The 15,797-nt window shown below is 59.3% G+C and carries 9 protein-coding genes and 9 pseudogenes; 5 read left to right on the forward strand and 13 right to left on the reverse strand.

Features of this window, described 5'->3' with window-relative positions; genetic code table 11:
* Window positions 1-420: 420 nt before the first annotated feature.
* The gene (locus P0R31_RS39300; RefSeq protein WP_275520633.1) at window positions 421-1,011 is read right to left on the reverse strand and encodes a carboxymuconolactone decarboxylase family protein; all 591 of its coding nucleotides are present in this window, start codon (window positions 1,009-1,011) and stop codon (window positions 421-423) included.
* Between the two features lie 311 nt (window positions 1,012-1,322).
* Between P0R31_RS39300 and P0R31_RS39305 the strand changes: the two genes are divergently transcribed.
* Complete coding sequence (locus tag P0R31_RS39305) at window positions 1,323-2,216, forward strand: transketolase (RefSeq protein ID WP_275520635.1); 894 nt, start codon at window positions 1,323-1,325, stop codon at window positions 2,214-2,216.
* A gap of 272 nt (window positions 2,217-2,488) precedes the next feature.
* Window positions 2,489-3,556, forward strand: coding sequence for a transketolase C-terminal domain-containing protein (locus tag P0R31_RS39310; protein WP_275520637.1), 1,068 nt, complete (start codon window positions 2,489-2,491; stop codon window positions 3,554-3,556).
* A 219-nt stretch (window positions 3,557-3,775) separates the two neighbouring features.
* Here P0R31_RS39310 and P0R31_RS39315 read toward each other — a convergent pair.
* The 4 genes and pseudogenes from P0R31_RS39315 to P0R31_RS39330 form a co-directional block, all read right to left on the reverse strand.
* Window positions 3,776-4,638, reverse strand: a pseudogene (locus P0R31_RS39315) (IS701 family transposase).
* A gap of 392 nt (window positions 4,639-5,030) precedes the next feature.
* Window positions 5,031-6,143, reverse strand: a pseudogene (locus P0R31_RS39320) (IS91 family transposase).
* Between the two features lie 9 nt (window positions 6,144-6,152).
* A pseudogene (locus P0R31_RS39325) lies at window positions 6,153-7,015 on the reverse strand (site-specific integrase).
* 372 nt (window positions 7,016-7,387) lie between these two features.
* Window positions 7,388-8,311, reverse strand: a complete 924-nt coding sequence (locus tag P0R31_RS39330) for a TauD/TfdA dioxygenase family protein (protein WP_275520639.1) — start codon at window positions 8,309-8,311, stop codon at window positions 7,388-7,390.
* Between the two features lie 1,038 nt (window positions 8,312-9,349).
* On the opposite strand from P0R31_RS39330, the pseudogene P0R31_RS39335 reads away from it, so the two are divergent.
* Window positions 9,350-9,505 (forward strand): annotated as a pseudogene (locus P0R31_RS39335) (IS3 family transposase); the annotation flags it as partial.
* Window positions 9,506-9,537: 32 nt separating this feature from the next.
* Here the strand turns inward: P0R31_RS39335 and P0R31_RS39340 are convergent.
* Window positions 9,538-9,702, reverse strand: a pseudogene (locus tag P0R31_RS39340) (integrase core domain-containing protein); the annotation flags it as partial.
* Window positions 9,703-9,761: 59 nt separating this feature from the next.
* Between P0R31_RS39340 and P0R31_RS39345 the strand changes: the two are divergent.
* Window positions 9,762-10,247, forward strand: a pseudogene (locus P0R31_RS39345) (IS110 family transposase); the annotation flags it as partial.
* Window positions 10,248-10,251: 4 nt separating this feature from the next.
* On the opposite strand, the pseudogene P0R31_RS39350 reads toward P0R31_RS39345, so the two are convergent.
* From P0R31_RS39350 to tnpA, 5 genes and pseudogenes are all read right to left on the reverse strand, one after another.
* Window positions 10,252-10,414, reverse strand: a pseudogene (locus tag P0R31_RS39350) (IS3 family transposase); the annotation flags it as partial.
* 39 nt (window positions 10,415-10,453) lie between these two features.
* Window positions 10,454-11,014 (reverse strand): UPF0149 family protein, encoded by a 561-nt coding sequence (locus P0R31_RS39355; RefSeq protein ID WP_275520641.1) that lies wholly within the window; start codon window positions 11,012-11,014, stop codon window positions 10,454-10,456.
* A gap of 47 nt (window positions 11,015-11,061) precedes the next feature.
* Window positions 11,062-12,604: pseudogene (gene tnpC / locus P0R31_RS39360) on the reverse strand (IS66 family transposase).
* A gap of 50 nt (window positions 12,605-12,654) precedes the next feature.
* A pseudogene (gene tnpB, locus P0R31_RS39365) lies at window positions 12,655-13,010 on the reverse strand (IS66 family insertion sequence element accessory protein TnpB).
* On the reverse strand, window positions 13,007-13,429 hold the full coding sequence (gene tnpA / locus P0R31_RS39370; protein ID WP_275520643.1) for an IS66-like element accessory protein TnpA: 423 nt from the start codon (window positions 13,427-13,429) through the stop codon (window positions 13,007-13,009). The pseudogene tnpB and the gene tnpA overlap by 4 nt, the downstream one beginning before the upstream one ends.
* An 86-nt stretch (window positions 13,430-13,515) precedes the next feature.
* Here tnpA and P0R31_RS39375 point away from each other — a divergent pair, with 86 nt between their 5' ends.
* Window positions 13,516-13,662, forward strand: coding sequence for an ATP-binding protein (locus tag P0R31_RS39375; RefSeq protein ID WP_430516894.1), 147 nt, complete (start codon window positions 13,516-13,518; stop codon window positions 13,660-13,662).
* On the opposite strand, the gene P0R31_RS39380 is transcribed toward P0R31_RS39375, so the two are convergent.
* Window positions 13,657-14,151: a hypothetical protein gene (locus tag P0R31_RS39380; protein WP_275520645.1), complete on the reverse strand. Its 495-nt coding sequence runs from the start codon at window positions 14,149-14,151 to the stop codon at window positions 13,657-13,659. The genes P0R31_RS39375 and P0R31_RS39380 overlap by 6 nt on opposite strands.
* A gap of 225 nt (window positions 14,152-14,376) precedes the next feature.
* The coding region (locus P0R31_RS39385) for a recombinase family protein (RefSeq protein ID WP_275520647.1) at window positions 14,377-15,797 on the reverse strand (1,421 nt) is incomplete at its 5' end.

A 15,797-nucleotide genomic window follows, 5' to 3' on the forward strand; every position in this document is an offset into this window, starting at 1 on the left:
ATGACGACGTCGTCGCGAGAGCCCGCCTCGGCAGGCGGCCGGGATCATCGGAATCCCTGGCCGGCTTCAATCGGTATAGGCGGCCGGCTTCGCTCGGAATCCACGGCCGACTTCGTCGGAATGCGCACACCAGCGCGTCACTGAAAATCTGCGAGACCTGAATCCAAGCTCCCCAAACATCGAAAGGTTGCATCTAAGCCGACCACACCAACATCTATCCGAGAGTTGCGCTACCGCGCGTGCGGCAATTGCCGGGAATGTCGTACTCTCGGACCGGTCAATGTCTTCAGCGCGTCGCACTCGGCGGTCGCCTTCATGCGCTGCAGCATGGCGCAGAGCTTCTATCGCACGTAATGCGTAATGCAACGCCGGTTAACCGAGCCGCCCGGCCTGGAGATCACCAATCCGGCCACGATGCGGCTACTTCTCGCAGACCTTGAACGGCTCCTCCTTACCTGATGGCACAGTCTCTTCCGCCATCGCCAGGATCATCGCAACCATCACATAATTGCCGGCAACCGCAGTGAGATCTACGATCTGCTGTTCGTTGAAGATCTTCTTCGCCCGCGCGTAAGTTTCATCCGACACCTTCCTGGCCGTGGTGAGCTCGGTGACGAAGTCGTAGGTGACCGCTTCATCCTCGGCCATCCTCGAAGGACGGTCGCCGGCCTTCAACTCGGCTATGACGTTAGTGGACAAGCCGGCCTTGGCCGCGAGCGGCGCATGCGCGAACCATTCAACCTGCGACCGCCACTGGCGGCCGATGATCAGAATCGCGAACTCGTTGAGCCTGGTGGGCACAGAGGTCTCCCAGCGCAGGTAATAGAAGAGGTCGTACAGGCGCTGGCCGAGCACGGGGCTGCGGAGCATCGGATTGTACGGCCCGCCCAGGCCGACGCTCGACACCTTCATGATCTGCTCCCCGAGCAACTTCTGCTGCTCGTTGAGCTGCTCCATGGAGAGCCGCGGAAAGCGGGGCGCTTTGCAGGTGGCTGGTGCACCCAACATCATGATGTCGCGTCTCTGCCCGTCAGGTCACGACGTTATCGGTGAGACATTTCTGCTCGATCGTCATCAGATCCGCGAGCTGGTTCCGAGTCTTGCAATCCATGTTGAATCAAAAAAGTTGATATTGCCGAGCTTAAGATGATCTGCCATCTGCGTTCATCCCCGTAGAGGAAGGAGTTTAGTGGTTGACCCTACGTGGGCCTGTTCGGTCCTTAGATCAAATACCAGAGTTGGTAGTTGGCGGACGCGCAAATTCTGCGAATGATCGGCCAGGCGTCACACTTGCAAGGCGTTGAGTGTATGGAGCAGAAACCGTGCCGGCCGAAAAAGCAACAAAACTCTCGTCAGCCTCGAAAATGCATAGGGAGGACGAGTTCCTCTGCAACTCACTTCGCGCTCGCACTCTAAGTACAATCCGAAATGCTGGGGGCGGCCATATTGGGTCCTCCCTTTCGCTCATCGAAATCCTCTATAGCCTATTTTTTCGGTTTCTTCACGTCGATCCGCTGAAGCCAGACGATCCTAACAGAGACCGCTTCATTTTGAGTTCTTGCCAAGGTGCGGTGGCGCTCTTTGGAATAATGGAGCATCGCGGGTTTTTGCCACCATTTTCTCTGGAGCGATTTCTAGTGCGTGGTTCTGAACTCACAATGTTTCCAACAATCAGCATCCCTGGAGTTGAGATGACGGGTGGGTCTCTTGGACACGGAATCGCGTTCGGCATCGGAGCGGCACTGCACGCAAAGTCGTTTGGGCAATCCTACTTAACGGTCGTCGTTATTGGCGACGGAGAAATGAACGAAGGATCCATTTGGGAAGCAGCCCTAGCTGGTCGTCACCTCAAGCTGAGCAACTTACTTGTTATCGTCAATCGAAATCGACTCCAAGTTGACGGCCCGACAGAAACAGTGATGGCGCTCGAGCCTGTGGCTGAGAAATGGAAATCGTTTGGCTGGAATGTGCAAGAAGTGGATGGGCACTCAATATCGGAGATCGTACGCGCGCTCAACCTCGCCAGATCAAACGCTGAAACGTCAGCATCTCCGCAAATCCTGATAGCGCATACGATTAAGGGGCGCGGTATCTCGTTTATGGAGAATTCAGCGGATTGGCATTATCGAGTTCCATCTGAGACGGAGTACAGCTTGGCTCTCAAAGAGCTAGAGACCTTCCGGTCCACTAGGCTCGAGCCGCTGCAGTTCAGGTAGTGAATCAACAGGCATTGAATGTCATGTTACCTGTGCTTCTTACAGAAGAACTCCGGAGATGCATCACGCTGAACGAGGTCACGTGGCTGGCGTTTCCAGCGCGTCAACGCTGCAATGCAGCTCGAGCCAATCGATGTTGCCGACCAACTTAGCGAATGGGTATTGCGCAATTGTCTATCGATCGGGCCCGCATAGAGACTCACATGCTTTGTGAGGCTCGCTCTGCGGAAAGCGCTGCCGAGGTTGTCTAGAACGTTGACTAGCCCGAAGATGTGTCAGGTCTTGCCGCGGTTCAATCAGAGCCAATTACACTCGCGCTTGCAGCATTGACGGCCGTATGGGTGATCGGTTCGTTCGTTTTCAAATTCAATGAGGAGCAGAGCACCGTGTCGAGCCAATCTTTTGACCTTCGTTCCGCGTTCTCAGCTGCGCTCATAACAAAAGCGAACGCCGGAAATGCCTTCACCCTTATTTCCGTCGACTCGAGGAAGTCAGCGCAAGTGGAGCGAATAGAGACGGACTATCCGGATTACTTTCTTGACCTCGGGGTAATGGAGCAGTGTGCGGCTGGTGTGGCTGCCGGACTAGCTAGTTGCGGGCACAAGGTCTTCGTGGTGGGCATAGCATCATTCATCACGATGAGGGCGTACGAGCAGATCCGCACCGTCCTGTCACATGGCAATTACGATGTCAAAATCGTGGGCCTGTGGTCTGGTCTCTACCACACGTTCCAGGGGCATACCCATGTTCCTCACGAAGATGTTTCAATCATGCGGACATTAGATAATGTGTCCATTTACTGCCCTAGTACCTACGTGGACATGCACAATATCATCGATCGTTTATTTGTGGAGCGAGGGTTTGCTTATATTCGCGTGGAAAGCCCGTTCTTGTCGCCAACCATGAGAGAACATGGCAGAGAGAGCTCCGATCTCGACCGGCTGCAGATACTAAGGCGAGGGCACCGCGTGACGATTGTGAGCACCGGCCGTAGTCTTTTCGCCGCCATCGCCGCCGCCGATTTGCTGAACGACACTGACATCAGCTGCAGCGTTCTGAATGCAATCCGCATTTGGCCGTTTGACGAAACAACTCTTCTCACTGCGCTCAAGACGACGGATATACTCGTCACCGTCGAAGAGCACGGAAAGGTCGGCGGGCTAGCCAGCATCATTTCGGAGATATTGGTTCAGCATGGCATAGATGGTGTCAGACACTTGCCATTCTCAGGCTCCCCCAAATATCCGAGCAACCTTGCATACGGGGATGCCCTCGACAGCTTTGGATTGACCGGCGTTACAATATCAAATGCCGTTGCTCAAATGATTGCTCGGAGTTGAACCGTGGGCCTTCCGTCTTGCTGAAGGTACGCCGTCAGACCGGCAGAGAACAGTGGATGAGAGTAGATTGATGCCGAGCGCCGCCGACGGCCTCGCCGCAACTCGATATTGTCAACTTGCTTCGTCGGCGATGTTTTTCGTTGGCGGTTTCGAACATGAGGATGATGCTGGGCTCTTCTGAGTCGCGATGCGAAATTAACTGCATGAGTCGCGCTGTCGTCAGGAGAGCGAGGACGGCGACCTGTTGATCGAAGGATCAGATCGACGGTGGCGTGACGTACGGCTGGCATGGTTGGATGAGGCGGAGGCCCGTAGATTCGTTGTTTCGCCCCGCGTATGAGAGGCGACGATGTTGCATGAAGGCGTAGGCGATCATTGTCACGGCGATGAAGACCTTGCCATGATCGCCCTTCGAAGTGATCAAGTCCAAGTTCCTCCTTCAACTGCTGATGCGCCTGCTCACAAATCCACCGTGCCTTGGGCACGTTGGCTGCTATTGCGCGGTCAATCTCGGCCAAAGGAATCTCCGGCTCGGACCGTGGCGTTCGATGTTCGACTGGCGCGCGAGCGCGCTTCAAACGAGATACGTCGCTTGTCCAACGGTCAGGAAGAAAGAGACGTAACGCGACCATCACGGGCACTTCGCCGCTTGCAAGCGTCAAAGACACCAGTGTTTGGCAATTTGCCGTTTTACCGAGTGCCGAGGCGTATTTAACCGCAACACCGACCGAGCGCTCACCCTTGTTGGGAGGCGAGGTGTCATCAATAACCAGCACCGCATCCCTGCCACCGACAAGTCGGTCCGCCGGGTTGAGCAACTCTGTCTCTAGCGGCGTCGCGTCCCAGACACCGTCCGCAATGAAATGGTGCAACTGGTCGTAGGTGCTCGTGGCAAGGCGTTCCGCCATCGGCTGAACGCTCTTACGATCGCCGGGACCAATCAATCCCGCAACATACCTGAGGACACATCCGCTGCCGGGTCTTATGACCCAGCCGGTCCAAGAACGGCATCAACCAGCGGTCGAGTTCGTCTTCCCCCCTGGCATGGTCAGCCCTCCGAGAGCCGACCACCAATGAATCATTGAAAAATTGATTCGGAAATCTTGATGGTTCAATCTTGAGGGTTCTGGGATGTCTGGGGGCAGGCTTAAGCCGTGTGCGCTATCGTAGCGTGCGACCTCATAGAAGCCGGATTGAACGAAGCTGCGGAGTTGTGGGCGCTATGGCGATAGTGCAGCTGGTCCAACTGCGGAGAAGGCTCGCCTGTGGTCGCCGCGCGTCGGCGCTATATTGATCGGACGTGAGCGGCGCCATTGCTCGGGCCGAGAGCGCGATGCCGCGAGCGATTTGCTGTGCTGTGATGCGCGACCGAATGACTGACAGGGTGAGCGGTGACGACGGCGGCCACGGCGACATCGGACGTTGCCACCGAGAAGGTGATTCCGGAATGGGTAGATGGTGCAGACGCTGGTCATTATGTGTCACAACGAAACGGATGGTGGCGGGCGCAGGCTCGCGGGATGACGTCGATACGCCGCATGGTGCCGCCGCAATGTGGGCAGACGAGGATCTCGCATTTGACGAGGGGATCATCGCCGGCTTCTTGATCAGTCGGAGCGTTGCGAACGTCAAGGAGCTGAGACGGCAGAGGGCGATTCTATCTTTGCGTCCGCCATTGGCGAGGAAGCCATAGTGGCGGATGCCGAAAGCCGTCCGGCAGGGTGTGCAGGAGAAAGCGCCGCATGAACTCATCGGCATCAAGCGTCATCACTTTGGCTTTACGATTCTGCCGATAGTCCTTCCAAGAAAAGCTCACCTTGCCGTCCGCAAGCGAGATCAGCCGACTGTTGGCGATGGCGACGCGATGCGTATAGCGGCCGAGATAAGCCAGCACCTGTTCGGGCCCGCCGAATGGCGGCTTGGCATAGACCACCCAGTCGGTCCGTCGCAATTGATCGAGGCTCCGGGCGAACGCGGCGGGATCGGCGAGATGGGCGAGAGCGCCAACAGTCGGGAGAGGACTCACCGGCAGGAAGAACCCGGGCCGGCAAGCGACCCAGCCTGTGCCGGCGAGCGAGGGTCCACCGCCGGGCACGACGCAGTGGATATGTGGATGGTGTTGCAGGTTTTGGCCCCAGGTATGGAGGACGACGGTCACGCCGAGCTGAGCGCCGAGATGCTTGGGATCGGCCGCGATGGTGGCGAGCGTCTCGGCCGCGCAGCGGAACAGGATGGCATAGACGACAGCCTTGTTCTGGAAGGCGATCTCGCCGGCGGACGCCGGCATGGTGAAGACCACGTGGAAATACCGCACGGGAAGGAGTTCGGCGTGCCGCTCGGCAAGCCATTGTGCGCGCGCCGCACCCTGGCACTTCGGGCAGTGTCGATTGCGACAAGAATTGTAGGCGATGCGTGTCGCACCGCAGTCATCGCATTGCTCGACATGACCGCCAAGCACAGCCGTCCGGCACGCCGCGATAGCGCACATGACGCGCCGCTCGACGCGGCCGAGATGCGCGGCGCGGGCTTGCCGAAACGCTTCGCCGTGGCGGCGGAAGATATCCGCCACTTTCAGAACCGGAGCCATCAGGTCCGCTCAGCCGGGCGGCACGACCTCCAGGCGGAGCCGGTCAAGCGGACTTGGCGTATTGCTGATGGTCTTTGTGGCGACTTGGGTATAGCGCGCCGTGCTCTGCAGACTGGCATGGCCGAGCAGCACCTGGATGATGCGCACGTCGGCCGCGTTCTCCAGGAGATGGGTCGCGAATGTGTGCCGCAGCGTATGCACTGTCACCGACTTGCTCAAGCCGGCCGCCGTACAGGCTGAACGGGGCAGGCGGCGTGCAGCACGTTAGGGACGAGCGGACGCTCGTCGTCGCGGCCGGGAAACAGCCATCGTTTTGGTCGAGTGAGCCGCCAATACGTCCGCAGAATCCTTAAAAGCTGAGGCGAGAGCATAACGTAACGGTCCTTGCCGCCCTTGCCATGCTCGACCCGGATCAACATCCGTTGGCTATCAATGTCGACAACCTTCAAGAGGACCATTTCCGATACGCGCAAGCCTGCGGCATAGACGGTGGTCAGCGCGGTACGGCTCTTGAGGCTTGGGATTGCTTCCAGGAAGCGCACGACCTCGTCGGCGCTCAGCACGACCGGCAGTTTGCGCAGTTTACGCGCATAGGCGATGCGCTCCGGAACGGTGTCATGACCAAGCGTCACACCGTAGAAAAACCGCAGTGCGCAGACGATCTGGTTCAGCGCCGGCCAGGACATCCCCGTCGCAACCAGATGAACCTGGAAGGCACGGATATCCTCCAGGTCGAGGCGGTCAGGAGAACGACCGAAATATCGGCTCAACTTCGCTACGGCCTTGAGGTAGGATTGCTGCGTCGCCGGTGACGGATTGCGGACCGTCATCTCCTCGATCATGCGGCGGCGAAGCGGACTGATCTCAGCCATCGGAAAACCTCCTGACTAAAGGGTTGGGCTTCGAAAACCCGCAATCCTCTCAGACAGGAGGCAATCCTTGCTATGCCTCCCTACATGCCGCGACAGCGGCTTCGTTCAATCCTATAAAACGCGGGAAAATCAACAATCTGCCAAAGTAGTGCTAATACTGTCGTTGGCCTGGAAGCCGATTAGGGCGTCACCATCTGTTGGCACAAAGGCAGACCTAGGATGTTCAAACGTATGGCGGAGCCCGGACGACCGCCGCCAAGTCAACAGGAGGGAGTCCCCAAATCGTCGTCGATCCACGGCATGTTGAAGTGAAGTGAAATGAAAAGCTCCGCGACAAGATCAGACTCTGCATCGCTGAATTCCGAGATTCCACTACGCAACTTCTATGGGCGGTCCCGTATTGTTCTTGAGGCGGTTCACACTGCGGCGCCCGTCTACGCTGATGGGCACATCAAAATCGACAGCGAAACGACGAACGATGCGACGCTGATCGTCGTAATCATTGACGGCATAGTGATGTGTGACGCGGTTGTCCCAAATCACAACATCGCCCTGCTTCCAGCTCCAGCGCGTGGTGTTTTCGGGCGCAGCGATATGAGACTGAAATAAATCGAATAGCCTTTGGCCGTCATACTTCGGAATATCGATGAAACGCTGCGCCCAACAGCCGAGCACCAACGCGCGCTCGCCGGTTTCCGGATGGACTCGCACGACGGGATGCTCAGCCTCAAAGATGGTCTTGGTGTAGACCTCCTGATAATGCTTTCTATCGACTTCACGGGCACGAGCCATTCCTGCGTGATCGAAAGCGTTGCTGTGGATGGCCCAGAGCTGGTCCGCAAGCCCTTGCAAAGGCGGCGGCAAGTCGAGATATGCGGCTACGGTATTTGACCAGATCGTGTCGCCGCCGAATTGTGGGATCAAAACGCTCCGCAGCACCAGAATCTTGAAATAAGCATCGAGAAATGTCGCATCGGCGTGCCATGTATCAGCTCGGCTACCGCCGCGGCTGGAATCAAGCTCAAGCTTAGTCGTTCCTTTAATCGAAGCGAGCGGATGTGGTACAACTTTGCCCAAGCGGGCGGCAAAGCGTTCATGCTCGGCATCATCGAGTTGACTTTGATCACGGAAGAAGATGACCTTATATTCAAACAGCAATCTTTTGATTGCAGCGATGATCTGGTCTGGCAAGTCGCCCGACACCTTGATATTTCTGATTTCTGCGCCGATGCGAGCTGCGCGTCTGACGACCTCAATCTGCGGAACACCAGTATCGATAATAGCTACTTCGCTCATGGTGACATCCTCCAGACTTTCCGGTTCCGTGCGAAACGTCTCGGCGACTGCAGCGCGATCGCGAGCATTCGAAGAAGGTCTGAACCGCGCTTGGAGAGTGCGGATGGCAGGCGCTGCCACTACCACCATAGGAGATGTCTCGCGAGTGATCTCAAGCAAGTGTCGTGCCAGATGCCAAGAGGGCCACGCGAGTCGAGATAGTTAGCTACCAAGATGCCGCTAAAGGATTCTGCGGATCCGGGTGATTGCTTAGGGAAACTTCGAAAACGCGGTGGAAATCAATCTCAAACTGTTCAGTTGGTTAGGTGACACCGTCGTACTCCTGAAGAGGTGCTGTGCTTTTACTTTTAGAAGACTTGGCATCTCCATAGTGGCTACGCCGCCCGCTTGCGAAACGGGAGCAAATCCGCCGGTGATCGGCGGGTCGGTTATCGCAAGACTACGGGAAAACTCGCTTTCGGCTGGATGCTGGCGATAATGACAGTTGTCTCATACGTCGGATCGTTGATTGTTATTGCATACATAGGCGAAGTTGCTCCTCTTCGCTCATGTCATCAGATCGAGTTTTGCCCTCTCAACGCCGAGACACAGTCACGTAAGTCTCGATTCCTGGTCTTGCCAGATTTAGCGAGTAGCGGCTTTTGTACGCATTTGTTACGAACCTGACATAACATTTTTAGAATACGGAGAAGGTCTGATGCGTGGAGCTCTGCGGAAGGGACTGTCGTGGCAAACCTGAGAAGTTGACATTCGGATCAGGTGTCGGCGCGGTTATTGGCGAATGCTGAACGCAGGACCGATCGATATCATTGCCGCGGCCATCAATGTCGCTGATGGCACGGAGCAGAATATGGTGTAAGCCTGAAGGCCGCTGGTGCTGGCCGCCTTGTCGGGCCAAGGCGAGTGCTGCTTACAGCCCTCATGGACGGCAATAAGGTGATCAGGTCGGAAGTTGTTGGCAGTCAGTAGACTGATGAGAAGCTCAGCCGGAGGCCGATCTCGCGATCTCAACTGGCAGGATCTGGGGTCTCCCTTCGCGGTTCGCGAATGCCGAGAGGCCTTCTGGCTGCCGAGGTGTGCAAGATCGACCGCCGGCCTGGGAAGACGCTGATGCGGCGGATGGTGATAGAGGCGCTCTATCGCCGTCTGCGCACCACCAGACCCGAACTCGGCCACAAGATCCATCCATATCTGCCTAAACTCGGCAGAGGCTCTGACCTGCCACTGGCCGCGGGGGTCAGGTATTTCAGCGACGAGTGAGGCCGCCCGGATATTGTAGTCGGCGACCCAGTTAGCGATCTTGGCGCGGGGAGATCGAAGAACAGAGCCTCGTTGAGCAGTTCATCGCGCATCCGGCTCATCCGGCCATTGATGGGGAAGACGGCCCCGCTTCCTCGGCGCCGGCGATATACTGGCGATGGACGAACCTGGTAACAGGAGCAATTCACCAATGGAAGTCGCGACAATTGGGTTGGACATTTCGAAGCACGTATTTCACATCCATGCAGTTGATGGCCAAGGCCAAGTGGCCGGTCGCCAACGCCTCCGGCGAGGCGAGATCGTGTCGTTCTTCTCCTGGCTCGCACCTTGCCTGGTCGGCATTGAGGCCTGTGCGACTGCTCACCACTGGGCCCGGGAGATTCGGCAGTTTGGACACGATGTGAGATTGATCCCGCCAGCCTATGTTAAACCCTACGTACGAAGAGGGAGCCAAGAATGACGCCGCTGACGCGGCCGCGATCTGCGAAGCGGTCGCCCGTCCCAATATGCGGTTCGTTCCAATCAAGAGCGTCGAGAACCAGGGCTCCTGATGCTTCATCGTGCAAGAGGCTTGTTGGTCCGCCAACGAACCATGACAGCTTGCGCCATTCGGGCTCACTTTGCTGAGTTCGGTATCATTGTCGGGCAAGGCCGGCAACGGGTGGATAGTCTGCTGTACTAAAGCGACGGCGCTCCTGGGCGATCGCCCTCATGCGCTGGCGAAGTCCGGGTCGTTCGGTATCTCATGGTCATGCGGCAACAGCCGATGGCTTTACACGCCCGTCGTTCACTCATCCCGTGGCCCTCCACGAGATGCGCGACAGCTTTCCGCTTCCCCGCGGGTGGATTAAGTCGAGGGGCAAGGTCAAAGCGTATAGGCATTCAGAACTGCCGCAGGGCCTCGACGGTTGCTGGAATGTCGCGCCAGGCGTTTTGGACAATGGGTTGCGTTCCCAGCGTGCGCCGTAGCAAGGGCCGACCGGCGTCGTCGATGCAATGGACCAAGATCGGGCGCAGCATAAGGTGTTCGGTTCCGTTCGGGGAGAGAAGCCGCGACCAGACGAGAAGCCGAAGCTTCATGACGGCGTAGAAGCCCGTGCACCAGGGCTGCGGGTCGACTTCGCCGTCCGGTGATCGCACGAACAGCGGCTCGAAGCTCTCCGGTCTCGTCGACAGCGTCTCGCCGATTGCGTTGTGGCGCATCAGCGTGGCGGCGATCGCCGAGAACTCCTCGGTGTCGTGATTGAAGGCGTCGGGATCTACGCCGAGGAGCGGGCACACCCATTCCTCGGACGCCATCGAGACCGGCCCGGCGACGACCGCGGCCACCGCGCCGTCGAGCATGGAGAGCGACGTCGCCCGCGGATGCCGAAGCGTCGGCGACCTGGCGCGCTCGCTGATCCATTGCCCGAGCCGTTCGAACGACATGGCATAGTCCGCCATCGTCGTCTTGCGTGCTTTTCGCGTTACCCGCCCTTGCTTCGGCTTCGTTATGCCACGGCTCGCTTTTCGGCTTCGCGTGCGGCCTTCCAGTTCCAGGCCAGAAGTGCGTGAAGCTGGTTGGTCTTCGTGGCGCCGCTCACCATGCGATCGAGAACGTCGACGAGATACGCCTCGGGGGCGAGGCGATTCAATTTCGCTGTGTTAAGAAGCGAAGCGAGTATCGCCCAGGTCTCGCCCCCGCCTTCGTCACCACTGAACAACGAGTTCTTTTTTCCGATCGCAATTGGCCCGATCGATCGCTCGACCGTGTTGGTGTCGAGCCGCCCGTCATCCAGGAACGCCGTCAGGCCCTGCCAGCGTTCGAGCATGTAGTCGATCGCCTTGATGAGCGTCGAGCGGCGGGAGATCCCGTCTTTCACCGCGATCCGACGGGCCCTCAACGCCTCCATCAGCGGCTTCGTATCGGCCTGTCGCGTCGCGCGGCGTTCCCCAGCGTCGAGACCGCGGATCCTCTCCTCGATCGCGTAGACGGCCGCAACGCGCTCGATGACCTCCGCGGCGAAGGGTGAGTTCGTCGTCTTGTGCACCCTCACGAAGTTGCGGCGCGCGTGAACGAGACAATACGCCAGCTGGATCTGGCCCGACATCTTCGCATCGCCCGCCAGCGAGGCGTAGGCGGCATAGCCTTCGACTTGCAGCACGCCTTCGAAGCCGGCCAACTGCGCCACGATCTCCTTCTTGCCGGGACCGCCTGCGAACACGTAGGCGACCGCCGGCGGCGCCGGCCCCTTCCACGCCCGATCGTCCGTCGCGTGTGCCCAGAACTGGCAGATTCTCGTGCGGCCGCGTCCCGGATCGAGCACTGGCATCGGCGTCTCGTCGCAGAACAGCCGCTCGAAGCCATGCATGGTCTTCAGATGCAGATCGTAGAGGCCCCTGACCAGCCACGCCGCGCTCCCCATCCAGCGCGCCAGCGTCTGACGGTCGACGACGACACCCTGGCCCGTCAAGTCTGCGTCTGGCGGTAGAGCGTCGATTGCCAGGCATATTTGGCCGCGGCGATATGCGCGATCAGCGCCGTCGTCGCCATGCCGCCCTCGACGAGCCGCGCCGGTGCCGGGGCCTGGACAATCGGGCCCTCACAGGAGCGGCAGGCGTATTTTGGACGGATCGTGCGGAGCACACGCAGCCACGCGGGAACCCGATCGAGCGCTTCGCTGCTCTCCTCGCGATCCGATGCATCTGACCCGTGCAGCACGGGCACAGCGTGGACGCCGGCTCGATCACCCGCTCGACCCGGGGCAGATGCGCCGGCAGCGCGCCGATGTTGCGCCTCGCTTTGCGCCGCTTCGGTCTCGGCGCGTCTGGTTTGTCGTCATTGGCCGGAGGCTGCGCGCCCGCGGTCCGTTCCAGATCGAGCGCCATCTGTTCAGCGCAGACGATTGCCGAGCGCTCCGATCGCGCGCCGAAGATCAGGCTCTTCAACGTGGCGATCTCTGCGCGCAGATCGTCGTTCTCGCCTTCGAAAGCCAGCACCATCTCGGCGAGAGCCGCAGGGTCAGAGGGGAGATCTTCAGGGCGAAGCGCCATATCGCAGAGCTACACGAACACACTCGCAATCGCCAGCAAAACAAGACGATTCAAGCAACTATCGTCGGCCGCTTCGTCACCTTCGGGACCACACGCGACCACTCCGCAAGACCTTCAATCAGCATCGCCAGTTGCGCCCCGTCACCGGCATCGTACCCTCGCGAACAGGTGGCCAGGCGAAGCCTCCATTCTCGAGCCACTTCGTCGCTAGAACCATTCCCGAGCCGTCAAAAACCAGTAGCTTCAAACGATCCGATCGCTTCGATCGGAAGACATAAACGTCGCCGCTGTAGGGCTTGCCGCTTAATCCCTCCGCTACCAGCGCGACCAGGCCATGAACGCCTTTGCGAAAGTCAATCGGCTGCGTCGCGACGAACACTCGGACCATTGGACCGAACGAGATCATCCCGTCGACCTCACCGCCGCCAGCACGCGCTCCAGCGTCGCGGCGTCGACGCCGACGGGCACGCGCACCGTCGCGCCCGCGATCAGCACCTCGATCCGCTCGGCCGGACTCACTAGAACATGCGCCTTATCGATCGCGTTCGGCTGCGCCTCGACGGCGGCGTCGACCCTGACTTGCACGAAATGCGGCGCTTCGCTCGACGCAAGCCCCGCATTGCGCCGCCACACACTGAGCAGTCCCCGGTTGCCCCCGTTGCGTCGAGCCACCTCGGAAATGCTCGTCTCCGGATCGGCGCTCTCGGCCACGATCCGCGCCTTCTCCGCATCGCTCCAACTGCGCCGTCGTCTCTCCCCCGTGATCACCTCGATCCGCTGATAGGAGGCGGCATCATGCCTGTCTTGATGTCTGTCTTGATGCATGGAATGAGCGTCCCTCGCGTTGTCAGATCCACGCGCGAGTCTCGCTCATCCCGTCCACCTAAACGAGGTGGGGTCGTCGTACCGCTATCTGCACCCACACCCTCAACGACCAGCAGCGCCTCGATCTCCTCGAAATCTTCGAAGAGCGCTACAGGCGCAAATCGACCTTGATTACCGCCCAGCTGCCCGTTGCCCAATGGCACGATATGATCGGCGAGCCGATGACTTCATGATGCCTCCTTCTTCGAACGCTTGGTGCGTCGTACCCGATTGCGAAGCTGACTGATTTGTTCGTCTGAGAGCTCGATCTGCCATGGCTGGCCTTTGGTTAACTGACGACCTGCCAGCATTCCGCGCGTGAGATAGTCGAACACCGTCTGCGGGGTTACCCCAAGCTCAGCCGCTGCGCCCTGAATCGAGAAGCTGCCGTCGGGCCAGCGCATCGGATTCTTGTCCACGCCGTTGATTTTGACGGTGGGAATGGCCCAGCGGGTGCGCAACAGCCAGACGTTCTCGCCTTTGAAGGCGCAGCCTCGGGCCGCGACGAAGCCTTCCTGATTGAGTATTGCCGCGATCTCGCCATCCATTTGGTGTTCAGCATTCAACTCGACGATCCGCCGCCGCAACCGATCAATGTCAATGTAGTTGCGGTAGGTATGAACGCGCCGTTGTACGTGATGCTCGCTGGTTGCGCCGGTCTGCCAGACGATCTTGAGCCACACCTGACCTCGGCTCCGCTTCTGATCAAGAACGACTTCGCGGATCACAAATCGCAGAATGCGCTTGCGATCGGCTGCCGACGTGGTGGCCGCATTTCAAATCCGCGGCAGGTTCTCGCCGAGCGCTTGTAGCCCTGCGCGTTCCGCCGGGCCAATCAGAAGCGTCTCTTGCGCGCGCCAACTCGCATGCTGCTGCTCGACCGTCTCGACGACACGCAGCTTCTCTTCCTAAGCCCGCTCAAGTGAGCGCGCCACAAGACGGTTCTCGGGCTCGACGGCGTCATACTGACGCCGGGCGCGCTCGGCCTCGTAGCGGGCGCGCTCCACGCGAAGCGCCCACTGACGCTCGAGCTGACGACTCTCTTGCTCCAGTTGGCCCGCCGCCGCGAGTGCAATCTCAATCTGATCCGGCACCAGGGCATCGAGGAGCATCCGTTCGACCAGCGCGTCAACCGCCAAGGCCCTGACTTCCTGACACAGTGCACTGCCTTGCTGGTCCCGATCCGAGCGGCAGCAATAGACGGGATAGTCGGCATTCGGGCCCGTGTAGCGCAAGCTCATGCGCCGTCCGCAACGGTCGCAGATCGCAATTCTTTGTAACAGGGCTGCCCCCTTGCGCGGCACGCCAGAGTGTTCTGCCTCATAGCGGAAGATGTTATCTGCCAGTCGCCCCTGGTTGGCCATGAACTCCTCCCAGCTGATATAGCCTGGGTGAGCGGCGTGGAGGCAAACCGCCCAATCCCCGATCGCCACCTTGACCGTTCCCGTCAGCGATCCCGGCCGGCATCGGCTCGGATCCTTTTGCCGACGGCCATAAACATACGCCCTAGCATAGGCCGGATTTTGAAGGATACTAAGGACGCGTGCACTATCTGGCGCACGCCAGACGATCTCGTGTGGAGATGGTCCAAGCAGCGGTCGAACCGGCAAGGACAATCCGTTCCTGTCCAAGTACCGCATCACACCGCGAGCGCTTTGCAGTTCTCGGAATTTGGCAAACACGAGATGAAGACGGGCCTGCACCTCCTCATCAGGATTGAGAACAATTGTGCCGGCTCGATCATAGGCGAGCCCGGCCGGCAGGGGCAGCCGCAGTTCGCCCCGTGCCGCCTTCTGGCGTTCTCCTTGGTGAAGGCGCATCCGAAGCTGATGCAGCTCCGCCTCGCTCATGATGCCGGACAAGCCCAACAGCAGGCGGTCGTGGTAGGCGCGCGGATCGTAAAGCCGCTCGCCATCCGCAATGAGCACGCCGAACACCGAGCACAGCTCGAGCAGCTGATGCCAGTCCCGGTTATTGCGGGCCAAGCGAGAAGCGTCGAGGCTCACCACAAGGCCGGCGTTGCCAAGGCCGATCTCGGCAATGAGCTTCTGGAAATCATGACGATCCACAGCGCCAGCACCGGATTTGCCCAGATCCTCGTCAATGACCTGGACGCGCTCCGGCGGCCAGCCCAGGCCGATGGCGCGATCGACGAGGCGGTACTGCAGGTCGGTGCGCAGTCGTGAGCCGCTCGTCAGCGACGGGTTCTTCCGCACATTTGGTGCAGCATGAGCGATCGATGGTTGGATTGGTTGCCCGATCGTTCTCAAGCAGCCAGGAGGACGCGTCGACGCAATAGCGGGTAGCTTGCCCGGCCATACATTTGTCG

The sequence above is a fragment of the Bradyrhizobium yuanmingense genome, assembly GCF_029167105.1.
In the GTDB taxonomy this organism is placed as follows: domain Bacteria; phylum Pseudomonadota; class Alphaproteobacteria; order Rhizobiales; family Xanthobacteraceae; genus Bradyrhizobium; species Bradyrhizobium yuanmingense_A.